Annotated in this window: 22 protein-coding genes; 15 read left to right on the forward strand and 7 right to left on the reverse strand. The window is 64.5% G+C overall.

From position 1 onward, the window contains the following. The 4 genes from BLT66_RS07410 to BLT66_RS26740 form a co-directional block, all read left to right on the forward strand. On the forward strand, window positions 1-285 hold a 285-nt coding region (locus tag BLT66_RS07410), incomplete at its 5' end, for an IS30 family transposase (RefSeq protein ID WP_143029161.1). Window positions 286-358: 73 nt separating this feature from the next. Then, window positions 359-670: a 4a-hydroxytetrahydrobiopterin dehydratase gene (locus BLT66_RS07415; protein WP_092757060.1), complete on the forward strand. Its 312-nt coding sequence runs from the start codon at window positions 359-361 to the stop codon at window positions 668-670. Window positions 671-680: 10 nt separating this feature from the next. Beyond that, window positions 681-1,580 (forward strand): phenylalanine 4-monooxygenase, encoded by a 900-nt coding sequence (phhA, locus tag BLT66_RS07420; RefSeq protein ID WP_092757061.1) that lies wholly within the window; start codon window positions 681-683, stop codon window positions 1,578-1,580. Between the two features lie 141 nt (window positions 1,581-1,721). Then, the gene (locus BLT66_RS26740) at window positions 1,722-1,886 is read left to right on the forward strand and encodes a hypothetical protein (protein ID WP_176955005.1); all 165 of its coding nucleotides are present in this window, start codon (window positions 1,722-1,724) and stop codon (window positions 1,884-1,886) included. Window positions 1,887-1,906: 20 nt separating this feature from the next. Here the strand turns inward: BLT66_RS26740 and BLT66_RS07425 are convergent, their stop codons facing one another. After that, the gene (locus BLT66_RS07425) at window positions 1,907-4,225 is read right to left on the reverse strand and encodes an ATP-binding protein (protein ID WP_092757062.1); all 2,319 of its coding nucleotides are present in this window, start codon (window positions 4,223-4,225) and stop codon (window positions 1,907-1,909) included. Window positions 4,226-4,403: 178 nt separating this feature from the next. On the opposite strand from BLT66_RS07425, the gene BLT66_RS26745 reads away from it, so the two are divergent. Together BLT66_RS26745 and BLT66_RS07430 are read left to right on the forward strand one after the other, a co-directional pair. Beyond that, window positions 4,404-4,556 (forward strand): hypothetical protein, encoded by a 153-nt coding sequence (locus tag BLT66_RS26745; RefSeq protein ID WP_176955006.1) that lies wholly within the window; start codon window positions 4,404-4,406, stop codon window positions 4,554-4,556. Between the two features lie 480 nt (window positions 4,557-5,036). Beyond that, on the forward strand, window positions 5,037-6,899 hold the full coding sequence (locus tag BLT66_RS07430; RefSeq protein ID WP_092757063.1) for a phosphoenolpyruvate carboxykinase (GTP): 1,863 nt from the start codon (window positions 5,037-5,039) through the stop codon (window positions 6,897-6,899). Window positions 6,900-6,974: 75 nt separating this feature from the next. Here the strand turns inward: BLT66_RS07430 and BLT66_RS07435 are convergent, their stop codons facing one another. After that, window positions 6,975-7,523 carry a hypothetical protein gene (locus BLT66_RS07435; RefSeq protein WP_092757064.1) on the reverse strand — a complete coding sequence of 183 codons (549 nt, stop codon included), beginning with the start codon at window positions 7,521-7,523 and terminating at the stop codon, window positions 6,975-6,977. A 410-nt stretch (window positions 7,524-7,933) separates the two neighbouring features. Between BLT66_RS07435 and BLT66_RS07440 the strand changes: the two genes are divergently transcribed. Then, a complete protein-coding gene (locus BLT66_RS07440; RefSeq protein WP_092757065.1) occupies window positions 7,934-8,899 on the forward strand; it encodes a LysR family transcriptional regulator in 966 nt (321 codons plus the stop codon). Here BLT66_RS07440 and BLT66_RS07445 read toward each other — a convergent pair. Further along, complete coding sequence (locus BLT66_RS07445) at window positions 8,896-9,102, reverse strand: hypothetical protein (RefSeq protein ID WP_143029162.1); 207 nt, start codon at window positions 9,100-9,102, stop codon at window positions 8,896-8,898. The genes BLT66_RS07440 and BLT66_RS07445 overlap by 4 nt on opposite strands. 153 nt (window positions 9,103-9,255) lie before the next feature. Here BLT66_RS07445 and BLT66_RS07450 point away from each other — a divergent pair, with 153 nt between their 5' ends. Next, the gene (locus BLT66_RS07450) at window positions 9,256-10,095 is read left to right on the forward strand and encodes a metallophosphoesterase (RefSeq protein ID WP_092757067.1); all 840 of its coding nucleotides are present in this window, start codon (window positions 9,256-9,258) and stop codon (window positions 10,093-10,095) included. Window positions 10,096-10,122: 27 nt separating this feature from the next. Here the strand turns inward: BLT66_RS07450 and BLT66_RS07455 are convergent, their stop codons facing one another. After that, on the reverse strand, window positions 10,123-10,749 hold the full coding sequence (locus BLT66_RS07455) for a TetR/AcrR family transcriptional regulator (RefSeq protein ID WP_255406823.1): 627 nt from the start codon (window positions 10,747-10,749) through the stop codon (window positions 10,123-10,125). Between the two features lie 341 nt (window positions 10,750-11,090). Between BLT66_RS07455 and BLT66_RS07460 the strand changes: the two genes are divergently transcribed. Genes BLT66_RS07460 through BLT66_RS07470 form a run of 3 tightly spaced genes read left to right on the forward strand, consistent with a single transcriptional unit; the run spans window position 11,091 to window position 12,829 of the window. Continuing rightward, complete coding sequence (locus tag BLT66_RS07460) at window positions 11,091-11,483, forward strand: hypothetical protein (protein WP_092757068.1); 393 nt, start codon at window positions 11,091-11,093, stop codon at window positions 11,481-11,483. A 28-nt stretch (window positions 11,484-11,511) separates the two neighbouring features. Beyond that, window positions 11,512-12,063 (forward strand): cell division protein FtsI, encoded by a 552-nt coding sequence (locus BLT66_RS07465; protein WP_143029163.1) that lies wholly within the window; start codon window positions 11,512-11,514, stop codon window positions 12,061-12,063. Between the two features lie 49 nt (window positions 12,064-12,112). After that, entirely contained in the window at window positions 12,113-12,829 is a 717-nt protein-coding gene (locus BLT66_RS07470; RefSeq protein WP_255406824.1) for a flagellar basal body L-ring protein FlgH, read from the forward strand. Window positions 12,830-12,841: 12 nt separating this feature from the next. Here the strand turns inward: BLT66_RS07470 and BLT66_RS07475 are convergent, their stop codons facing one another. The 3 genes from BLT66_RS07475 to BLT66_RS07485 form a co-directional block, all read right to left on the reverse strand. After that, a complete protein-coding gene (locus BLT66_RS07475) occupies window positions 12,842-13,762 on the reverse strand; it encodes a LysR family transcriptional regulator ArgP (RefSeq protein WP_092757070.1) in 921 nt (306 codons plus the stop codon). Between the two features lie 9 nt (window positions 13,763-13,771). Further along, window positions 13,772-15,055 (reverse strand): D-amino acid dehydrogenase, encoded by a 1,284-nt coding sequence (locus BLT66_RS07480; RefSeq protein WP_092757071.1) that lies wholly within the window; start codon window positions 15,053-15,055, stop codon window positions 13,772-13,774. Between the two features lie 93 nt (window positions 15,056-15,148). After that, entirely contained in the window at window positions 15,149-16,078 is a 930-nt protein-coding gene (locus BLT66_RS07485) for a LysR family transcriptional regulator (RefSeq protein WP_176955007.1), read from the reverse strand. A gap of 85 nt (window positions 16,079-16,163) precedes the next feature. Between BLT66_RS07485 and mdlC the strand changes: the two genes are divergently transcribed. The 4 genes from mdlC (at window position 16,164) to BLT66_RS07505 (ending at window position 21,482) form a co-directional block, all read left to right on the forward strand. After that, window positions 16,164-17,759: a benzoylformate decarboxylase gene (gene mdlC / locus BLT66_RS07490; protein ID WP_092757073.1), complete on the forward strand. Its 1,596-nt coding sequence runs from the start codon at window positions 16,164-16,166 to the stop codon at window positions 17,757-17,759. A gap of 91 nt (window positions 17,760-17,850) precedes the next feature. Continuing rightward, on the forward strand, window positions 17,851-19,302 hold the full coding sequence (locus BLT66_RS07495; protein ID WP_092757074.1) for an aldehyde dehydrogenase family protein: 1,452 nt from the start codon (window positions 17,851-17,853) through the stop codon (window positions 19,300-19,302). A gap of 28 nt (window positions 19,303-19,330) precedes the next feature. After that, window positions 19,331-20,314: a Bug family tripartite tricarboxylate transporter substrate binding protein gene (locus BLT66_RS07500; RefSeq protein ID WP_255406825.1), complete on the forward strand. Its 984-nt coding sequence runs from the start codon at window positions 19,331-19,333 to the stop codon at window positions 20,312-20,314. Between the two features lie 31 nt (window positions 20,315-20,345). Continuing rightward, the gene (locus tag BLT66_RS07505) at window positions 20,346-21,482 is read left to right on the forward strand and encodes an alpha-hydroxy acid oxidase (protein ID WP_092757076.1); all 1,137 of its coding nucleotides are present in this window, start codon (window positions 20,346-20,348) and stop codon (window positions 21,480-21,482) included. Window positions 21,483-21,512: the final 30 nt, after the last annotated feature.

Raw genomic sequence — 21,512 nt, forward strand, 5'->3', positions numbered from 1 at the left:
GAAATGGCTCGTCACAAGGAACTCAGCGCCAATACCGGCATTGCGGTGTACTTCTGTGATCCCCACAGCCCTTGGCAACGGGGTACCAACGAGAACACGAATGGGCTGGTGCGCCAGTATCTGCCCAAGGGTATGGATCTGTCTGAAGTGACCCAGGAGCAACTCGATGCGATTGCCGATGAGATCAACAACCGCCCCCGTAAAACCTTGAATGCGCACTCGCCCATCGAGGCCTATCGCGATTTCTTGCTCAAACACCATCCACCGCACGCTACTATCCAATGACCCTTGTGTTGCACTTGGACTTGAATCCGCCCAGATCCAGATTGCGCAAGAAGCTATGAATAAAAGAGCAAGCATGCACCCCCTCAGCCCCACCGAGATCACCCAGTTGCCCACCACCTTGCCGGCCTGGCAATTCAGCGATGCGCGCGGCGGCCTGGTCCGGCGCGAGTTCGTGTTCGCCGACTTCGCCCAGGCTTTCGGCTTCATGGCCCAGCTGGCCCTGGTCGCGGAGAAACGCAACCACCACCCCGAATGGTCGAACGTCTACAACCGGGTCGCCATCACGCTGACCACCCACGACGTACCGGGCTTGTCGAACCAGGACATCGCGTTGGCACAGCAGGCCGATGCCCTCTACACCGCCTTGAACACCCTCAACACCTAGGCAGAACAGCATGCAAAACACCGCCCCCACTAGCAGCAAACACGGCCTCGCCGCCGGCGACGCCAGCCAACCCGAGCGCCCCGACTGGACCATAGACCAGGGCTGGGAGCGCTACAGCGCCGAAGAGCACGGCATCTGGAAAACCCTGTTCGAGCGCCAGAGCAAGCTGCTGCCCGGCCGCGCCTGTGATGCCTTCGTGCAGGGCATGGCCCAGCTGCCGATTGGTGCCGACCAGATCCCCGACTTCCGCCGGCTGTCCGACACCTTGATGCAGCGCACCGGCTGGCAGGTGGTGGCGGTGCCGGGCCTGGTGCCCGACGACGTGTTTTTTGAACATCTGGCGAACCGCCGCTTCCCGGCCGGCCAGTTCATCCGCCAGCGGCACCAGCTCGACTACCTGGAGGAGCCGGATGTGTTCCACGACGTGTTTGGCCACGTACCCATGCTGATGAACCCGGCGATTGCGGACTACATCCAAGCCTATGGCGTGGGCGGGCTGCGCGCGCAGAAGCTGGGCGTGTTGGACAAGCTGGCGCGGGTCTACTGGTACACGGTGGAGTTCGGCCTGGTGCAACAGAAAGACGGGCTGCGCATTTACGGCGCGGGCATCGCCTCGTCGGCCTCGGAGAGCGTGTTCGCGCTGGATGACCCGTCGCCGAATCGCCTGCGCTTCGACCTGGAACGGGTGATGCGCACCGAATACCGGATCGACGATTTCCAGGAAAGCTATTTCGTCATCAGCGACCTGGACGAGCTGCTGGCGCTGGCGCAGATCGACTTTGCCGCCAGCTACGCCCGGGTGCAAGGCCAGCCGGATTACACGCCCGGCACCGTGCTGCCCTGCGACCAGGTGTTCAGCCGCGGCACGGGCCGATACCACGACAGCAAACGCGTAGAAGCCGCGGCATAAGCGCCCAGTGCCAGCACGTGGTGCTGACCGGGCCGGATGGCAGCAACGGATTTGCGCGCAGAATGCTACTTAAACCATAGCTTCTCGCGCTTATTCTGTCTGCGCTGGAAGCCATTTTTATCTAAAAACAATGGAATCCCCATGGCCGACAAAGCTCCACCCCGCACCCCATCCACGCCGCGGTTCGGGCGTCTTCTGGTGGTCTGCGTGCTGGCGGTGCTGTTCTGCGGTTTGCTGGTCTGGCTGATGGGCGACCGGTTTGCGGAATGCTGCGACCTGTCGTGGCTGGACCGCTTGAGCCATTGACGCAGGCGAAGAGCCCGGGGTCAGGAGGGCATGAATCCGATGCCGCGGCTCTCGCGCACCTCGGGCTTGATGCGGTGCTCGGCCTCCAGCTGCTCCATGAACTCGTCGGCAGCCAGCGCGGCATCCAGTATCTCGGCCTGGCGCTTCACCGCGGCGAAGTCGCCGGGGCATAGCTGGTCGAGCCGGGCCAGCCGGGTTTTCAGCACGTCGGTCCAGCGGCTGGCATCGCCGCCCAGCGCTTCCACCAGGAACATGGTTTCGCGCTGCGTGCGCAGCAGCGGCTTGAACTGGATCTTGAAGGTAAAGCGGCGCAGCGCCGCCTGGTCGATGCGGTCCAGCAGATTGGTGGTGCAAACGAAGATGCCGCGGTAGCGCTCCATGCCTTGCAGCATCTCGTTGACCTCGGTGACCTCATAAGTGCGTTGGGCGCCGCGCCGGTCTTGCAGAAAGCTGTCGGCCTCGTCCAGCAGCAGCACGGCTTTCTCGGCCTCGGCCTCCTTGAACATGGCGGCCATCTTTTGCTCGGTCTCGCCCACGTATTTGCTCATCAGGTCGCTGGCCTGCTTGATGATCAGCGGCTTGGCCAGCGCCTGGGCAATGTGCTCGGCCAGCGCGGTTTTGCCGGTGCCGGGCGCGCCATAAAAGCACAGCGTGCCATGGCCACGCGCCTGCAGCGCCTGGACGATGCGCGGGATTTCAAACCGGCTCTCCACGTTCAGCATGTCCAGGCTGTAGGTGGTGGACGAGGGGCGCACCGCATGGTCGGCCGCGCCATTGCCCAAGGCCTTGTCGGCGTTCTTCAGTTGGCGGTCGATCAGGCCTTCGAGCGTCGCGTCGGCGGCCGGCGCCACCAGGCCGGCAAAGCGCACCGCGGTGCGGATCTGCGCGGGGGTCAGGCCTTTGCGTTCGGTGAGCTTGGCCACGAAGGCATCGGACACGGCCAGGCCTTCCAGCGTCTTGCGCACCAGGCCTTCGCGGGCACCGGGCGGAGGCGACTTCAACTCCAGGTGGTAGGCGAAGCGGCGGCGGAACGCCGGGTCGATCTGCTCGATGCGGTTGGTCACCCACAGCGTGGGCACGCTGTTCGATTCGAGGATCTGGTTCACCCAGGCCTTGCCGCTGACCGAGGCGCTGCCGGGCGCTGTCACCTGTTCGGCGCGGGCCATCAGCTGCGCGGCCTCGGAGCTGATCGGCGGGAACACGTCTTCCACCTCGTCGAACAGCAGCGCGGCCTGCACGCTGCCCTTGAGAAACACCTGGGCGATCTGCAGCGAGCGGTAGCGGTCCCGGCCGCTGAGCGAATTGCCGTCGCGGTCGGCGTATTCCACCTCGAACAGATCCAGCCCGGCGGCCTGGGCTACGACACGGGCCAGCTCGGTCTTGCCAGTACCGGGGGGGCCGTAGAGCAACACGTTGACGCCCGGCTCCTTGCGCGCCACGGCGTTGCGCAGCAGGCTGACCAGCACCTGGGCATCGTCCAGCACATAGGTGAAGTCGGTCAACGCCAGCGCGCTCTTGGTGGCCGGGCGGGTGAACACGGCCATTAGCTCGCTCTGGTCGCGGTATTCGCGCATCAGCACCGGTGGCAGCTTTTCGCTGACCTTCATCAGGTCGGCCAGGTCGGTGATGTTGTGCTCGGAGATCAGGTTTTCGACCAGGCCGATGCGCTCCAGCCGGGAGCCGGCGCGCAAGGCTTCGCCGACCTCGGCCGGGCTGACGCCGGCGACTTCGGCAATCGCCGCATAGGCCTCGGGTGCGTTGTTCACCTTGACCTCGACCAGGATGGTGCGCAGGTCGCGCTGGTAGCGGGCCAGGGTGCCGTAGAGCAGCAGCGCACGCTCGGCCTTGTTCAGCTGCAGCAGGCCGGACAACGCGTCGATGTTCTTCTCGACCAGGGTGGATTGTTTTTTGAGCGCGTGGGTCAGCCATTCGCCCGTGACGGCCAAGGCAGATAGCAGGTCTTTGGGCTGGTCCTTGGCGTATTCGTCCAGGTAAAAGAACAGCGTGCCTTCTTCGTACGGGCCGCGCCAGATGCCGTGGCGTTCCAGAAACTCGGTGGTGCCCAGGGCCGTGTGGCCGCGCCAGAATTCGTTGTCCTTGCAGCGCCGGGACAGGAATTCACGCAGGCGCAGAAGCACCGGCTGCGGCCACACCAGGTGCCTGCCGGCCATGGCCAGCAGGCTGTTCAGGTCGCGCCGTACATTGAACTTGGGGCCTTGACGGGCCACCAGGGTCAGCACAAAGTGCGAACACATCAGATCCAGCACCGGCGCAGCCTTCAGCCCCGGCGATGGGATCAGCGGTGCGTGGGCGGAATCGGAAACCAAGCGCTTCACCATGGAAAGGCTCCTAGCAACGAAATGCTTCGTTAGCGGACCATAACGCAGCGCATAGGGCATGGGAAGACTTTGCCATTGAAATTTGCCAGAACGCGAACAACTGCCGTTTGCCGATTTAGCACTTCTAGCATTTGCAAGTCCGCTTAGAATTGCGCCGACCCCAGACTAAGGAATATCTATGAGCACTCCCCACGCCGATGACCATGGCACGCCAGACCGCGCACCTGCCGATGCTGTCGAATCCATCGTGCCGATGATCCCTATCGTGCTGCCTATCGTGGGCGGTGTGCTGATTTTCCTGCTGGCCTTTATCGCCGTCTCCATGGCATAAGCCATGGCCTAAGGGCCGCCAGCGCTGACCCCGCATGGGTTGGTTGCTATAGTTTGTAGTGCGCCAGACCCCTTTGTAGGGCTGGCGCGGGGTGTTACGCAACGTAAGACCTGGTTTTCGTCTACCTCCCCCCTCGTGTGCGTTTTTGCAGCTACTGGTCCAGTTGCATTGGTTGCTATTGTTTTAATAGCTCTCTGCGCAATCGTTGTCTGCGCTCGTGGCCATTTTCATTGCCAATTTTGAGGTACTGCGGCGCCGTTCATTTTGCACATAAAGTCATGCAACGTTTGCATAGATTTTGCATGTAATCGCTTCGTAACTGGCTGCGGGCTCCCTAAAATCGAGGTCCCAGCCGACCTGTGGTGCTTGTCACCGCCCGCCGACTGAGTAGCAAAGCCGTTTTCTGAAAAGGCCGCTCTCAGCACATACCGCGTGGAGCCCTCTTTTGAAAAGACGATTTTCAACTTAGGAGCTCCCCCCATGAACGCACGCACCCTCGAGGGCCTGGCCCACGCCACCCCTGCCTACGTCAAACACACCCCGCTGGTCGCCTGGGTCGCGGACATGGCGGCGCTGACCCAGCCCGACGCCATTTACTGGTGCGACGGCAGCGAAGAAGAATACGCACGCCTGTGCCAACAGCTGGTGGATGCCGGCACCTTCAAGCGCCTGAACCCCGAGCTGCGCCCCAACTCCTTCCTGGCCTGCAGCGACCCCAGCGACGTGGCCCGCGTCGAAGACCGCACCTACATCTGCTCGGCGCAAAAAGAAAACGCCGGCCCCACCAACAACTGGATGGAACCCGCGGAAATGCGCGCCACGCTGAACCCGTTGTTCGCCGGTTGCATGCGCGGCCGCACCATGTATGTGGTGCCGTTTAGCATGGGCCCGCTGGGCAGCCCGATCGCCCACATCGGCGTGGAACTGTCTGACAGCCCCTATGTCGCCGTCAACATGCGCACCATGACCCGCATGGGCCGGGCCGTGATCGACCTGCTGGGTACCGACGGTGCTTTCGTGCCCTGCGTGCACACCGTGGGCGCGCCGCTTGCAGAAGGCCAGGCCGACGTGAAATGGCCGTGCAACAAGACCAAGTACATCGTGCATTTCCCGGAAACCCGCGAAATCTGGTCGTATGGCTCGGGCTACGGTGGCAATGCGCTGCTGGGCAAGAAGTGCTTTGCGCTGCGCATCGCATCCAACATGGGCCGCGACCAGGGCTGGCTGGCTGAGCACATGCTGATCCTGGGCGTGACCAACCCCGAAGGCAAGAAGTACCACGTGGCAGCCGCTTTCCCCAGCGCCTGTGGCAAGACCAATTTCTCCATGCTGGTGCCACCCGCCGGCTTCCACGGCTGGAAGGTCACCACCATCGGTGACGACATCGCCTGGATCAAGCCCGGCGCCGACGGCCGCCTGTACGCCATCAACCCCGAAGCCGGCTACTTCGGCGTGGCCCCTGGCACCAACTACCACACCAATCCCAACTGCATGGCCAGCCTGGACAAGAACGTGATCTTCACCAACGTCGCGCTGACCGACGACGGCGACGTGTGGTGGGAAGGCATGGAAAAAGACACCGGCAGCCTGCCCGCGCACCTGATCGACTGGCAAGGCAACGACTGGACGCCGGAAATCGCCAAAGCCACCGGCGCCAAGGCCGCGCACCCGAACTCGCGCTTCACCGTGGCCGCCACCAACAACCCCGCACTGGACGAAGCCTGGGACGATGCCGCCGGTGTGGCCATTGACGCCTTCATCTTCGGTGGCCGCCGCTCGACCACCGTGCCGCTGGTGACCGAAGCCCGCAACTGGACCGAAGGCGTCTACATGGCCGCCACCATGGGTTCGGAAACCACCGCCGCCGCCGCCGGCCAGATGGGCGTGGTGCGCCGCGACCCGTTCGCCATGCTGCCCTTCATGGGCTACAACATGAGCGACTACTTCCAGCACTGGCTGAACATGGGCGACAAGATTGCGGCATCGGGCGCCAAGCAACCTGCGATCTTCTGCACCAACTGGTTCCGCAAGGGCGCCGACGGCCAGTTCGTCTGGCCCGGTTACGGCGAAAACATGCGCGTGCTGAAGTGGATGATCGACCGCATCGAAGGCCAGGCCGCCGGCCAGGAAAACATCTTCGGCGTCAGCCCCACCTACGGCGAACTCAACTGGACCGGCCTGGACTTCACGCAAGCCCAGTTCGACACCGTGACCAGCATCGACAAAGCCGCCTGGCAACAGGAGCTGGTGCTGCACACCGAGCTGTTCACCCAGTTGGCCCACCACCTGCCGCAAGCCCTGGTCGACACCAAGGCCGCGATCGAAAAGCGTCTGAACGCCTAAGTTGAAGGCCTGAAACGACACAGCCCCGGCTATCTTGCGATAGCCGGGGCTGTGTGCTTTTAAAAGCTTGCCGGTTTAGCGGAAAGCGCTCATGCGGTAGTTGGCAGCATTCAGCGCCTTGGCATCCATGGCGTCAAAAGTGCGCAGCATCGCAGCGGCAATGCGGTTCGACTGGGGTGCCTTTTCAGCGGTTGCGGCGACTTCAGCCACTTCGCGGCGGCCCATGGCGACTTGCAGGTCGGCCATGATGCGCGGGTCGCTCAGGGCGGTAGCCCACAGGCGCTGGTCGGCACGGGCACGGGCCTGGCGCAGCGACCAGGCATCCAAGGCCGACACCACACGCACAGCCGTGCGGCGGGCGCTACCAGCAAACAAGGCAATGGCGGCGAAGCCGACAGCCCAGACAGCCACCCAAGCGGCCAGCAGATGGCCTTCAGCCCAGGTATCGACCAACTGGTCGGCTACGACCACCAGAGCCGACACCACAGCTGCCAGCAGCATGGTCGACAAACCCTTGGTGGAGTCAAAATTCTTGTACAGACTGCGTGCTGCGCCGACGACCGATTCAGCGCGGGCTACACCCGGGTGTACGGTGGGGAAGCTAGGTTGAATAAAACTGGTCATGGTAATTTCCTTTGTAACGAGCGTCCTGGACGGGATCGCCGTAGACGCAAACGAATATTAGGGTTAATACTAGTGCCGTTCTACTTTATCTTTGTGATGATCTTCATTCACAACAGTGATGTATCTCGGAAACTGGACCATGCCTATGGCGCGATGGTTGGTAAGCCCCAGCGCAACTGGTTGCCTCAATTTATTCAGTAAAAAATGGCATTTACGCATATTGCATCTGCACTAGCAGCTATATAAACAATAGCAATTTATGCATACACTTTTGGTGTTCCAAGGCGGTTCACAACCTATGGAAGTTAGCCGTCCAAATGCCAGCAGATGCAAATTTAGAGAGCTGTCTCTGTGTTTGAATAAAACAACAGGTTTCCATTGTTTCTTTGCCAAAGCTTGCGCGACCTGCCGTGAACCCACCCAACTTCCGCACCTTTGACCTGAACCTGCTGCGCGTATTTGACGAAGTCATGGCCGAGCGCAGCCTGACGCGGGCTGCGCACAACCTGTCGCTAACCCAGCCGGCGGTCAGCAACGCACTACGGCGCCTGCGCGAAAGCCTGGACGACGAGCTGGTGCGGCGCAATGGCCAAAGCATGGAACCCACGCCGCAGGCGCTGGCCCTGTGGCCCACGGTGCGCGAAGCCCTGCGCCAACTGCAGACGGCGCTGGCGCCCAGCACCTTCGAGCCGGCCGAAGCCGACGACAGCTTTGTGCTGGCCATGGCCGACGCCACCGCGGCCGAGCTGATGCCCGGCCTGGTGCGGCTGCTGGAAACCGAGGCCCCGGGGGTGTCGCTGCATGTGCTGCCGCTGGCCTCGCGCGACCCACGCAAGCTGCTGGAGGACGAGAGCCTGGATCTGGCGGTGGGTTTCTTCCCGGCGGTGCTGGCCGATCTGGCCGCCCGCGCGCAGGTGGGTAAGGGCATTCCGTATGCGCACCAGCGCCTGTACGACGGCCACTATGTGTGTGCGATGCGCAGCGGCCATCCACTGGCCCAAGGCACGCTGAGCCTCGACCAGTTCTGCGCGGCGCGCCATCTGCTGGTCAGCTTTGCGGGCCGCTCATTCGGGTTTATCGACGAGGCGCTGGCCTTGATCCAGCGCAAGCGCCGGGTGGTCTTGACCGTGAACCAGTTTTTTACCGCCGGCTATATCGCCTCGCAAACCGATCTGCTGACGGTGTTACCCCAGCATTTCGCCCGGGTAGCGGGTAGCGTCAATGGTCTGGTGCAGCAGGCGCTGCCGTTCGAGGTACCGGCCGTGCATGTGGATGCACTCTGGCACCGGCGCATGGAATCCAGCCCCGCACACCAATGGTTGCGCCAAGCGGTGGCGCGGGTGGCCGACCAGGCCTACGCGCCGCAGGCGCTTTAGCGCGCGCAGCTCAGCGAAGCCAGGGCCGCGGCACGCAGTTCGGCCGAGTGGTGGGGGTCGCGGCCGGCACGGGCGTAGGCGATTTCCATCAGGTCATGGGCAACGCTGGGGCTGTCCATGGCGGTTTGGGCCACGGAAGCAAAGCGCTGGGTAATGCGCGAAGTCGTGCGGAAAAGAAAGAACTGAACAAACAAGCTAAACATGGAAACATCACCGTATCAGCGGTGAAAAGTAGGGATGGGGTAAGAATAAGGGTTTTCCCTAGGATTTCAAGCCGTATTCCATGCAGGTATTGCATAACCTGCTGCAGCCCTCGATCCAGCCGTCGGCCGCGCCAGCGTAGACTGGGCGCCGCCATGAAGATCCAACTCCTTTCCGACCTGCACCTGGAAGTGCACCCGCAGTTTGTGCCCACCCCTGCCACCGGCGCCGACGTGCTGGTGCTGGCCGGCGACATCGGCTCCTACCAGGCCGGCTCGCAGCTGCTGGACCTGGAGGATGCCGATTTCGGCCTGGCCCGCTTTTCCCCGCTGCCGCAGTACGCGGGCTGGCCCACGCCCGTGCTGTTTGTGCCCGGCAACCACGAATACGACGGCCTGGACTTCGACACCGCCCATATCCGGCTGCGCGCCACCTGCGAGCGGCTCGGCCTGCAGTGGCTGGAGCGCGAAAGCCTGGTGCTGCAAGGCGTGCGCTTCCTGGGCACCACTCTGTGGAGCGACTTTGATGCGCTCGGCCCTGACCATACCGACACCGAGGCCACCTTGGGGCAGCAGCTGAAAGCCCGCGACAAGGCCTTTCGCGCGGCCAACTACTATTTGAAAAAGAACAGCGCCACCCGCCAGGGCGAACCCATGCTGGCCGACGCCATTCGCGAACAGGCGCTGGTTTGCCAGCAATGGCTGCGCAGCGCGCTGGCCGCGCCGTTTGACGGGCCGACCGTAGTGGTGACTCACTTTGCGCCCAGCCTGCACAGCGCCGACCCGCGCTATGGCCGCACCCCGGGCACGGCCGGCTTCTGCAATGCGTTGGACGCGCTGCTGCCGCAAGCCCGGCTGTGGCTGCACGGCCATCTGCATGCGCCCAGCGACTACGTGCACCACGGCTGCCGGGTGGTGGCGAATCCGCGCGGCTATGCGCGCAAGAACGAGCAGCACGCCTTTCTGCCCAGTTACTGCATAGAGCTATCGAATTAAGAGCAGCTTGCGCTTATCCAATATGCGCTAGCGGCCATTTAGACCCTCAAAGCAGGTGCCCAGCACCCAGTCGATGATCTGGCTGTCGCTGTGCTGGCCGCTGGCCTGCAGGAAGCCCAGCACCGGGTCGCAGGCGCGCGCATACAAGGTGTAGAGCACCGCAATCGCCGGGAACTGCGGGCTGATCTGGCCGGCCTTTTGCGCCGCCTGGATCCAGCCGCCCAACTGGTCGCTGACCTGCACCAGCGCTTCCAGATAGGCCTGGTTGCCCATCAGATTCGCCCGCAGGCTGGAGTTCTGGCTGGGCAGCGACGGCATTTCGCCGGCCAGCTGCACCTCCATGGCCCAGCGCACCATGGCTTTCAGCTTGGCCAGCGGCGTATCGGTAGGCGGCAGGGTCAGCAGGAACGCCTGGGTGCGGTGCAGCACACGCACCATGGCGGCGGCGGCCAGGTCTTCCTTGCTGGGGAAATGCTTGTACAGGCTGGCCTTGGCAATGCCCACGCCGGCCGCCACTTCGTCCACCGTCATCGCCTCGAAGCCCTTCTCGGCCAGCAGGCGGTTCACGGTTTGCACGATGGCCTCTTCCCGCGCCTGCAGCATCTGCTGCTTGAAAGAGACTTTGGGCGATTTGGGCGTGAGGGCGGGTTTCATGCCGCGATTTTAGCCCCACGCGTTCTTGGAACGATGTAGGTGGCTATTTCGCTACCGGGCGGTCACAAAACGCAGGCCAAGTCTTGGTGCACCTAGACCCTGCCCTCTAAATGCCATGGATATTATTTTATCCATTATGGACCATTAATTTTACAGTACCAAAATCGATAAAAACCCCATATATCGGTATTTATGTTTCGATATATATATCCTATGTACCAAACGGGTTGAGTTGTGTAAAGCAAGGTAATCAAGCTGGTTTTCACACGGCTTATTAATCCTGTAACTCATAGTTACGTGGCAGAATTTATTTACCCATTCAACTACCAAAAGGGATATTCATGAAAGTCAACAATTCGACTGCCGCCACCGGCAATACCGCATTGGCTGCTGCAACCACTGCCAAAAAATCGGCAGTGGGCGCATTTGAAAAAAATTCCAAAGATTTTGGTCCCATTGCCGCTTCGGCGATTGGATTGGGTAAGGCTGCAGTACAAAACAGCAGCACCCTCAGCAAAGTAGTCAATAGCGTTGAAAGCAGCGTCAAGGAAGCGGCGAATAACACCGTAGCCCTGGCCAATGAGAGCACCGAAGGGCTGAAGTCGGCTTACAACAAGGTGTCCAGCGGCGTCAGCTCGGCCGCCAGCGGCATCGGCAGCGCGGCCAGCGCGATTGCCGGCTACGCCGATGCAGGGCTGTCGGCCGGTGTGCAAGCGGTGAGCGCCCTGGCCTGAATCCGGCCTGTTCACAGCGCATAAAGCCATGGTTATTCTCCCGAAACTTTATCGCCTGCTGTGGATTGGCGCCTTGTGCGGAATACAAACGGCGTGCTCCATATTTACACCGGTTCCGTTGATGGAATTGGTCAAAGCCTCGGGTATTGCCGCCAGCACCGTGATTGCGGTCGGCCCCAGCAAAGCCACGGATACGGTCTACCATATCCACCCGACATTCAATAAATTGTGTATCGAGCTGAATCCGCATTCGCAGGCGGTAGAAATACTGCCGGCCTTGCAATCAGAATTACGCTTACACCAGATTGAAAGCCGAATCTACGAGGCGGGTACGGGGGGCAATAACTGTGAAATATGGCTGCATTATGTGGCCTATATTGAATGGGCGATTCCACCCTTCACCAATGAATATAAGACCTACCTCACCACCGCCAACCTGACCTTGCGCAACGCGGACGGCAAGGTGTTATCGCGCAGCAGCTACTCCCTGGACCCGGTGTACGGCATGGGCAAGTGGTCGTCGATGCGCAGCAAGATCGCCCCCGCTGTGACGGCCATCGTCACCGGTTTTGAGAATTGACTGGCGCCGCCGGTGCCCCCGCCACGCAGACAATCCGCAAAGGACTCCCATGCAACACGCTCTCCAACACACCCTGGCCCGCTGCCTGGTCGCGCTTCTGCTACCCGTGGCAGCGCTCATTTCGGGCTGCGCCAGCTCGGACAGCATCATCCCGCCGCCGGTGCGCGCCAATCCGCTGCCGCAGCCCATGGATGTAGAACCGGCCGTGACCGGCGCGATCTTCCGCAAGCACATGACCAGCGGCTCGCTGTTTTCCGACCGCCGCCGGCCGCACAAGATCGGTGACGCGCTAAAGATCGACATTGCCGAAAACCTCAGCGCCAGCAGCGAGCTGAGCACCGACACCAGCCGGGCCACCACGCTGGCCTCCAAAGGCCCGGGCTCCAACTCGAATTCGCTGGGCGGCATCCTCAAGGGCATCATGAACATCGATGCCAGCGCCTCGGGCAGCGATACCTACAAGGGTTCGGGCAATACCGAGAGCAGCAACAAGTTCTCGGGCCGCCTGGCCGCCGCGGTGATCAATGTGCAGTCCAACGGCTACCTGGTGGTGGCCGGCGAGCGCAGCATTGCGTTCAACAGCGGCATCAGCACCCTGCGCTTCTCGGGCGTGGTGAATCCGCTGGACATCACCAACGGCAACGTGGTGGCCTCCAGCGATGTGGTCGATGCACGGCTGGAGCTGGTGGGCCGCGGCGATGTATCGGACGCCGCATCGCGTTCCTGGATCCAGAAGATCCTGGCCAAAAGCTTGTCTTTTTGGTGATGTGCTGAGAGCCTAGACGATAGGTTCCAGCAGAGCGGCAGTCGCGGCCTCGGTCAAGGCCGCGCTCAAGGTGTCCAGCACCTCGGACTGCAGGTTCCAGCAGTGCCAGTAGAGCTGGATCGGCAGCGCCTGGCTGGGCGCCAGGTTCACCAGTTCACCTTGCGCGATCAGCCCGCGCACCAGCAGCTCGGGCAATACGCTGGCCCCCCAGCCGGCCCGCACCGCGCGCACCTGGCCTTCGGAGCTGGGCACAAACACCTGGCGCAAGGCCACGCGCTTCAGGCCGAACACCTGGTTGACGAACTCGCGCTGCATATCGTCCTTGCGGTTGAAGGCGACGAACGGCACATTGCGGAAGTTGTGCGCGGTCAGCCCGTGCGGCAGGTGCTGGCGCGCGTAGTCGGCCTGGGCCACGGCCACGTAGCGCATCGCCCCCAGCGGTACCACCTTGCAGCCGCGCAAGGCCTGCTTCAGCGTCGTCACACAGCCCATCACCTGGCCTTCGCGCAGCCATTCCTGGGTGAAATCCTGGTCGTCGGTAATGATCTCCAGTGGCAGGCCCTGGGCCACCACGGCCTGTAACGCACCCATCGCCCAGGTGGCGATGCTGTCGGCGTTGATGGCGATCGACACCCGTTCCTCGTCGCGCGCGCCGCCCATGGCGCTGGGCGCCAGCTCCTGCATGTCGCGCTCCAGGTCGGCGCGCAACAGGCGCAGCTGCTTGGTGTGCTTGATCAGCAGATGGCCGGCCGCCGTCGGCTTGAGCGGGCGGCTGCGCACCACCAGCACCGTGCCGGCCTGCGCCTCCAGCGAGCGCAGGCGCTGCGACACCGCCGACTGGGTGATGTTCAGCCGCTGGGCGGCCCGCTCGAAACCGCCCTCTTCTACGATGGCGGCCAGGCATTCGAGGGCGTCAGGATCAAGTGTGCTCATGCGCGGAATTTAACCGGTGTTGCGCAGCCCGCTAAAACCGTTGCTATAACGCGCCAGCGTCAGGCCATCCATGCTGATCTCGGTGGGCCGGTTGGACAACAGATCGGCCATGACCCGGCCGGTGCCGGCGGCCATGGTCCAGCCCAGCGTGCCGTGGCCGGTGGAGATTTGCAGGTTCGGATACGGTGTGCCGCCGAGCACCGGTGTGCCGTCGGGCGTCATCGGGCGCAAACCAGTCCAGAACTCGGCTCTGGAGGTGTCTCCACCCTTGGGGAACAGGTCGGTTACCACGTGGTTCAGGGTGGCGCGGCGCTCTTCGCGCAGCTGCAGGTTGTAGCCGCCCAGCTCGGCCGTGCCGCCGACGCGGATGCGGTCGCCCAGGCGCGTCACGGCGACCTTGTGGGTTTCGTCCATGACTGTGGATTCGGGTGCGCAGGCCGCGTCGGTGATCGGCACGGTGATCGAATAGCCCTTGACCGGGTACACCGGCAGGTTGAAGCCCAGCGGCTTGAGCAGAATCGGCGAATAGCTGCCCAGCGCCACCAGGTAGCTGTCTGCCTGCAGCAGGCCGGCGCTGGTGTGCACGCCGGTGATCTTGGCGCCGTCGGCCGCAATCCGGTCGATCTGCACGCCGTAGCGGAACTGCACGCCCAGGGCCTCGGCCATCTTGGCCAGCGCATTGGTGAACTTGAAGCAGTCGCCGGTTTCGTCGCCCGGCAGGCGCAGCGCGCCGACGAACTTTTCCTTCACTAGCTTCAGCGCCGGCTCGTATTGCAGGTAGGCCTCGCGGTCCAGCACCTGGAACGGCACGCCGTACTGCTGCAGGATCTCGATGTCCTTGGCCGTGCCGTCCAGCTGCTTCTGGGTGCGGAACAGCTGCAGCGTGCCCTGGCTGCGCTCGTCGTAGCTAATGCCGGTGTCGGCGCGCAGCTGTTTCAGGCAGTCGCGGCTGTACTCGGCCAGCCGCACCATGCGCGCCTTGTTGATCTGGTAGCGGGCCTCGGTGCAGTTGCGCAGCATCTGCGCACCCCAGCGCCACATGGCCGGGTCGAGCAGCGGGCGGATCACCAGCGGGCTGTGGTGCATCAGCATCCACTGGATCGCCTTCAGCGGCACACCCGGGCCGGCCCAGGGCGACGAGTAGCCGGGCGACACCTCGCCCGCATTGCCGTAGCTGGTCTCCAGCGCGGGGCCGGGTTGGCGGTCCACCACGGTTACCTGGTGGCCGGCTTTGGCCAGGTAGTACGCGGTACAGGTGCCAATCACCCCACTGCCCAGGATCAGAACTTTCATGCGGCGCTCGCTTTTGTGAAAAGTGGTAACAAGCCGCAATATAAGTTGGTCTAATTTTTTAAGCCATAGTCCATTAGAAGATCTAATTCTGAATTAGACCGGGTTTTCACCCATGTCGGCAAACAAGGCCAGCAGCCGCTGGCGCAGCCACACATTGCCGGGGTCGGTCTCGAAACGCCGGCTCCAGTACAGCGATACGGTGAAGTCGCGCACCGGCATATCGGGCTCGGCGATGGCATAGCCGCCAGCCGCCACAAAGCCACGCGCAATGTTCAGCGGCATCAGCACGGCCAGGTCGCTCTCGCGCACAATGGACGGCAGCGCCAGAAAATGCGCAGCCGTCAGCCGCACCTGGCCGTCGAGCTTGAGCAACTGCAGGATGCGCAGGGTTTGCGCATGCGAGCGCACGGCCACAAAGTCCAGCTGGCGCAAGTCCGCCAGCGCCAGGGTCTGGCCGGGCTGCTGTCGCGCCAGCAGCGGGTGGCCGGCGCGCAGCAGGATGCTGTAGCGGTCTTGCAGCACCTGGGCGCGCTGGGTGTTCTGGGTGTTGGCCACCGAGGGCAGGAAGCCGAGCGCGAAGTCGATGGCGCCGCTGTCCAGCGCCGGGGCGATCTGGTCGTGCGGCCAGGGGCTGGACTCCAGCCGCACACCCGGCGCGCGCTGGTGCAAGTCAGCCATCAGCGGCGGCAGAAAGCGCGCCTCGCCGATGTCGCTGAGGTGCAGGCGGAAGGTCTTGCCGGACGCCGCCGGGTCGAACTGGCTGGCCTCGCCCAGGGCCTGCTCCAGCGTGGCCAACGCTTGCTGCACCGCCACCGCCAGCCGCTCGGAACGCGGCGTGGGCGCGACACCGCCGGGGGCCCGCACAAACAACGCATCGCCCAGCAGCAGGCGCAGCCGCGTCAGCCCCTGGCTGGCCGCCGGCTGGGTCAGGCCCAGGCGCTCGGCCGCGCGGCTGACGTTGCGCGTGCTGTAGATGGCGTCGAAGACCCGCAGCAGGTTCAGGTCGATGTCGTTGATATGCATGAATCTAATACTTCTTAGTCAGATCATTGTATGGACGAATGATCGCCTGCAACCGAAGATCCAGGCCATCCCAGGAGACCTCTGCATGCACCCCACCCCACCCACCGTCACCGTGCGCGAAGCCGTGCTGGACCTGCTGCGCGCCTTTGGCATGACCACCATCTTCGGCAACCCCGGCTCCACCGAGCTGCCGCTGTTCCTGGATTTCCCCAGCGACTTCCGCTACATCCTGGGCCTGCAGGAATCGGTGGTGGTCGGCATGGCCGACGGCTACGCCCAGGCCACGCACAACGCCGCGTTTGTGAACCTGCACTCGGCCGCCGGCGTAGGCCACGCCATGGGGAATATCTTCACCGCGCACAAGAACCGCACGCCCATGGTCATTACCGCCGGCCAGCAGGCGCGCGCCATCCTGCCGTTCGACCCGTTTCTGTTCTCCAACCAGGCTACCGAGCTGCCCAAGCCCTACGTCAAATGGAGCGTGGAACCAGCCCGCGCCGAAGACGTGCCGCTGGCCATCGCCCGCGCCTACTACATCGCCATGCAGCAGCCGCAAGGCCCGGTGCTGGTGTCCATCCCGGCCGACGACTGGCAGCGCCAGTGTGAACCGGTGCTGCCGCGCGTGGTCAGCCAGGCCATGCGCCCTGACCCGCAGGTGCTGGGCCAGATCGGCGATGTGCTGGACCAGGCCCAGCGCCCGGCCATCGTGGTCGGCGCCGCGGTGGACCGCGACCAGGCCTGGGACGCGGTGCTGCAGCTGGCCGAGCGCCACAACGCCGCCGTCTGGGTGGCGCCCATGTCGGGCCGCTGCAGCTTCCCCGAAGACCATCGCTTGTTCGCCGGTTTCCTGCCCGCGATGCGCGAAAAAATTGTCGCCCTGCTGGGCGGCCACGACCTGGTGTTCGCCCTCGGCGCCCCCGCCTTCACCTACCACGTGGAAGGCGCAGGCCCGCACCTACCGGCCGGCGCCACGCTGGTGCAGCTGATCGACGATCCACAAATCGCCGCCTGGGCGCCCACCGGCACCTCGGCCGTCGGCAGCATCCGCCTGGGTGTGCAGGATTTGCTGGCCCGGCCCGTGCCGACCAGCCTGGCCCAGCGCGCCCTGCCCTCGCCGCGCCAGCCGCGCCCGCGCGCCGAGCCCAGCCCGCAGATGAGCGTCGCCTATGTGCTGCAAACCCTGGCCGGGCTGCGCGCGCCCGAGTCCATCGTGGTCGAGGAAGCCCCGAGTGCCCGCTCCGTCATGCACGGCTATTTGCCCATCACCCAGAGCGGCACCTTCTACACCATGTGCAGCGGCGGACTCGGCCATAGCATGCCGGCCGCCGTGGGCGTGGCCCTGGCCCAGCCGGAGAAAAAAGTGATTGCACTGATGGGCGACGGCTCCAGCCTGTATTCGATCCAGGCACTGTGGAGCGCGGCCCAGCTCAAGCTGCCCATCACCTTCATCATCTTGAAGAACCGCCGCTACGCCGCGCTGCAGGAATTCGCGCCGACCTTCGGCTTTAAACCCGGCGAGACCCTGCAGGGCACGGACCTGCCGGAGATCGACTTCACCGCGCTGGCCCGCGGCCAGGGCTGCGATGCAGTGACGGTAAGCGACCCCGCGCAGCTGGCCGGCGTGCTGCGCGAGGCTTTGGCCTCACCCCGGCCCATACTGGTGGAAGTGGACGTGGCCTGATCCATTGATTTATAAGAAAAAGGCCTGTAGCGCAGGATCTACCTGCGCAAGCAGCTACGGTATTCATAGCAAACAACCCTAGGAGACAACTATGCCCAGCATTTCCTTACTCATCAACGGCGAGTCCCGCGGCGCCAGCACCGGCGCAACCTTCGAGCGCCGCAACCCGCTGGACGGCAGCGTCGCCACCAGCGCGCCCGCCGCCTCGGTGCAGGACGCGATGGCCGCCGTCGAAGCGGCAGCAGCAGCCTTCCCCGCCTGGTCGGCTACCGGCCCAGGCCAACGCCGCGCGCTACTGACCAAGGCCGCTGCCGCACTCGAAGCCAAGGCCCCGGCCTTCATCGCCGCCATGGCCGCCGAGACCGGCGCCTCCGCCATGTGGGCCGGCTTCAACGTGCACCTGGCCGCCGGTACCCTGCTGGAAGCCGCATCGCTGACCACGCAGATCAGCGGCGAGGTGATTCCATCCGACGTGCCGGGCAGCCTGTCCATGGGCGTGCGCCAGGCCGCCGGCGTGGTGCTGGGCATGGCGCCGTGGAACGCGCCGGTGATCCTGGGCGTGCGCGCCGTCGCCGTGCCGCTGGCCTGCGGCAACACCGTGGTGCTGAAGGGCTCGGAACTCTGCCCCGCCACCCACGGCCTGATCATCGAAGCCCTGCAAGAGGCCGGCCTGCCGCCGGGCGTGGTGAACTTCATCACCAACGCGCCGGCCGATGCGGCGGCGGTGGTCGAAGCCATGGTGGCCCACCCGGCGGTGCGCCGCGTCAACTTCACCGGCTCCACCCATGTGGGCAAGATCATTGCCGGCGTCTGCGCCAAGTACCTGAAGCCGGTGGTGCTGGAGCTGGGCGGCAAGGCCCCGCTGCTGGTGCTGGACGATGCCGATCTGGACGCGGCCGTCAACGCTGCGGCCTTCGGCGCCTTCGCCAATTCGGGCCAGATCTGCATGTCGACCGAGCGCATCATCGTGGACGAAAAAATCGCCGATGCCTTCGTGGCCCAGCTCGCCACCAAGGCCGCCGGCCTGCCGCTAGGCGACCCGCGCAAAGGCCCAGTGGTACTCGGCTCGGTGGTCGACATGAGCACCGTGCAGCGCTGCAACGCGCTGATCGACGACGCGCTGGCCAAAGGTGCGAAGCTGCTGTGCGGCGGCAAGGCCGACAACACCTTGATGCCCGCGACGCTGCTCGACCATGTGACGCCGGCGATGAAGATCTACAGCGAGGAATCCTTTGGCCCGGTGAAAGCCATCGTCCGCGTCAGCGGCGTCGACGCCGCCGTGGCCTGCGCGAATGACAACGCCTACGGCCTGTCCAGCGCGGTGTTCGGTCGCGACATTGCGCGTGCGCTGCAGGTCGCCGGGCGCATCCAGTCCGGCATCTGCCACGTCAACGGCCCGACGGTGCACGACGAACCGCAGATGCCGTTCGGCGGCGTCAAGGGCAGCGGCATCGGCAGCTTTGGCGGCGCCGCCGGCATCGCGGCATTCACCGACCTGCGCTGGGTCACCGTGCAGACCACGCCGCGGCACTACCCGTTCTGAGCCCAGCCTCCGACACAAAGAGACAGACATGAAAATGAAACGCTTTTCCGCCCTGGCGCTGTGCGCCACCCTGCTCGCCGCCGTCAACTTCCACGCCACGGCGCAGCCTGCCGGCTACCCGGCGAAGCCCGTGCGCTGGGTGATCGCCACCGCCGCCGGCGGCGGCTCGGATGTGATGGCACGCATGATCGGCCTGCAAATGGCCTCGCAGATGGGCCAGTCGGTGGTCATTGACAACCGCCCCGGTGGCGCCTCGTTGATCGCGTCGGAAAACGTGGCGCGTTCGCCCGCCGACGGCTACACCGTGTACAGCGCCGACAACGGCACGCTGATCTTCAACACCGTGCTGTTCAAGAAGCTGCCCTACGACCCGCAGCGCGACTTCGCGCCCGTAGGCCTCACGGCGCGCTTCCCGCTGGTGCTGGCTACGCACCCCGCGTCGGGTTTCCAGACGGCCAAAGAAGCAGTGGAGGCGATCCGCAAAGCACCCGGCAAGTACAGCTATGCGTCGTCCGGCATGGGTAGCCCGCACCACCTGGCGATGGAGATGCTGAAGGAGCGCGCCGGCCTGGACATCAACCACGCGCCCTACAAGGGCGGCGCACCGGCGATGCAGGACGTGGTCAGCGGCCAGTTGCCGTTCATCGTGATCGACCTCGCCACGGCCAACCCGATGATCAAGGCCGGCCGGCTCAAGGTGCTGGCCGCGTTCTCGCGTCAGCGCATGGCCAGCCTGCCCGACACACCGACGCTGATCGAGCTCGGCTATACCGACATCGAGGCCGCGGCCTGGCAGGGCATGGTGGTGGCCTCCGCCACACCGCCCGAGGTGGTGGAACGGCTGGGCAAGGAGCTGCGCCAGGCCATCGAGACACCGGCCGTCAAGACCAAGATGATCGAGCTGGGCGTGGAGCCCACGCCGTCCGACGCGGCCGCGATGCGCCAGCACTGGAACAAGGAAGCCCAGTACTGGCCCAAGCTGATCCGCGAGCGCCAGATCACGCTGGACTGAAGCCCTGCATGACCACCACGGCACCACCCCCATGCAGTTGAACACGCACGACTACCGGCGCGCGGCGAAGCGCCAGCTGCCGCGCTTCGTCTTCGAATATATCGATGGCGGTGCGGAAGACGAAGGCTGCCTGCGGCGCAATGCCGACGACCTGGCGCAAGTGCAGCTGCTGCCCACCGTGCTGCGCGACACCAGTGCCATCGACACCTCGGTCCAGCTCTTCGGCCAGCGCTGGCAGGCGCCCTTCGCGGTGGCGCCCATCGGCCTGTGCGGCCTGGTGCGCCCCGGCGGTGACCAGATGATGGCGCAGGCCGCCGCAGCCGCGGGCGTGCCGCACATTTTGTCCACCGCATCGAATACGCGGCTGGAAGACCTGCACCCCGGCGGTGCCTCAGCGCTGCAGTGGCTCCAGCTCTACGTGATGTCGGAGCGCAGCATCGCCGAACAGATCGTGCGGCGCGCCAGGCAGGCCGGCTTTGGCGCCCTGGTGCTCACCGTGGACGTGCCCGTAAGCGGAACCCGCGAGCGCGATGCACGCAACCACTTCAAGCTGCCATTCAAACCCACCCCCGCCATTGCATGGGACATGCTGCGCCACCCAGCCTGGTTATGGCGGCTTGCGCATGGCGGAGCCCCCAGCTTTGTGAATATGTCGGAAGACAACACCCCCGGCTCGGCCCAGGTGCAGGCCGCGTTGCTGGCGCGCGAGATGGACCGTCGCCTCGACTGGGACAGCCTGCGCTGGCTACGCCGACTGTGGGACGGCCCGCTGCTGCTGAAAGGCCTGCTGCACCCGGCGGACGCCACCCGCGCGCTGGCCCACGGCGTGGATGCGGTCATCGTGTCCAACCACGGCGGCCGCCAGCTCGACCTGGCGCCTTCGGGCATTGCCGCGCTGCCGCGCATCGTCGATGCGGTCGGCGGCCGCATGCCGGTCCTGGTCGACGGCGGTTTTCGGCGCGGCGGCGACGTAGCAAAAGCGCTGGCGCTGGGCGCGCAGGCCGTGCTGCTGGGCCGCCCGCCGGTCTATGGCCTGGCCTGCGATGGGCAGCAAGGCGTTGCCGCTGTGTTGGCGCTGCTGCGCCAGGAGCTGGAACGCACCATGGTCCTGCTGGGCGCGGCCCGCGTGGGCGACATCGACCGCCACCATGTGATGGACCCCCACTAACTTTCATGTACTTGGGGGCAGAGCACCCCG

Source organism: Rhodoferax sp. OV413 (assembly GCF_900104385.1).
In the GTDB taxonomy this organism is placed as follows: domain Bacteria; phylum Pseudomonadota; class Gammaproteobacteria; order Burkholderiales; family Burkholderiaceae_C; genus Rhodoferax_B.

Coding starts and splice junctions, on each gene's coding strand:
- BLT66_RS07450 (WP_092757067.1), top strand. CDS start 9,256: ATGAAGATCCAACTCCTTTCCGACCTGCACCTGGAAGTGCACCCGCAG.
- BLT66_RS07430 (WP_092757063.1), top strand. CDS start 5,037: ATGAACGCACGCACCCTCGAGGGCCTGGCCCACGCCACCCCTGCCTAC.
- BLT66_RS07425 (WP_092757062.1), bottom strand. CDS start 4,225: ATGGTGAAGCGCTTGGTTTCCGATTCCGCCCACGCACCGCTGATCCCA.
- BLT66_RS26740 (WP_176955005.1), top strand. CDS start 1,722: ATGGCCGACAAAGCTCCACCCCGCACCCCATCCACGCCGCGGTTCGGG.
- BLT66_RS07495 (WP_092757074.1), top strand. CDS start 17,851: ATGCCCAGCATTTCCTTACTCATCAACGGCGAGTCCCGCGGCGCCAGC.
- BLT66_RS07455 (WP_255406823.1), bottom strand. CDS start 10,749: ATGAAACCCGCCCTCACGCCCAAATCGCCCAAAGTCTCTTTCAAGCAG.
- BLT66_RS07505 (WP_092757076.1), top strand. CDS start 20,346: ATGCAGTTGAACACGCACGACTACCGGCGCGCGGCGAAGCGCCAGCTG.
- BLT66_RS07445 (WP_143029162.1), bottom strand. CDS start 9,102: ATGTTTAGCTTGTTTGTTCAGTTCTTTCTTTTCCGCACGACTTCGCGC.
- BLT66_RS26745 (WP_176955006.1), top strand. CDS start 4,404: ATGAGCACTCCCCACGCCGATGACCATGGCACGCCAGACCGCGCACCT.
- mdlC (WP_092757073.1), top strand. CDS start 16,164: ATGCACCCCACCCCACCCACCGTCACCGTGCGCGAAGCCGTGCTGGAC.
- BLT66_RS07465 (WP_143029163.1), top strand. CDS start 11,512: ATGGTTATTCTCCCGAAACTTTATCGCCTGCTGTGGATTGGCGCCTTG.
- BLT66_RS07435 (WP_092757064.1), bottom strand. CDS start 7,523: ATGACCAGTTTTATTCAACCTAGCTTCCCCACCGTACACCCGGGTGTA.
- phhA (WP_092757061.1), top strand. CDS start 681: ATGCAAAACACCGCCCCCACTAGCAGCAAACACGGCCTCGCCGCCGGC.
- BLT66_RS07475 (WP_092757070.1), bottom strand. CDS start 13,762: ATGAGCACACTTGATCCTGACGCCCTCGAATGCCTGGCCGCCATCGTA.
- BLT66_RS07500 (WP_255406825.1), top strand. CDS start 19,331: ATGAAAATGAAACGCTTTTCCGCCCTGGCGCTGTGCGCCACCCTGCTC.
- BLT66_RS07485 (WP_176955007.1), bottom strand. CDS start 16,078: ATGCATATCAACGACATCGACCTGAACCTGCTGCGGGTCTTCGACGCC.
- BLT66_RS07415 (WP_092757060.1), top strand. CDS start 359: ATGCACCCCCTCAGCCCCACCGAGATCACCCAGTTGCCCACCACCTTG.
- BLT66_RS07460 (WP_092757068.1), top strand. CDS start 11,091: ATGAAAGTCAACAATTCGACTGCCGCCACCGGCAATACCGCATTGGCT.
- BLT66_RS07470 (WP_255406824.1), top strand. CDS start 12,113: ATGCAACACGCTCTCCAACACACCCTGGCCCGCTGCCTGGTCGCGCTT.
- BLT66_RS07480 (WP_092757071.1), bottom strand. CDS start 15,055: ATGAAAGTTCTGATCCTGGGCAGTGGGGTGATTGGCACCTGTACCGCG.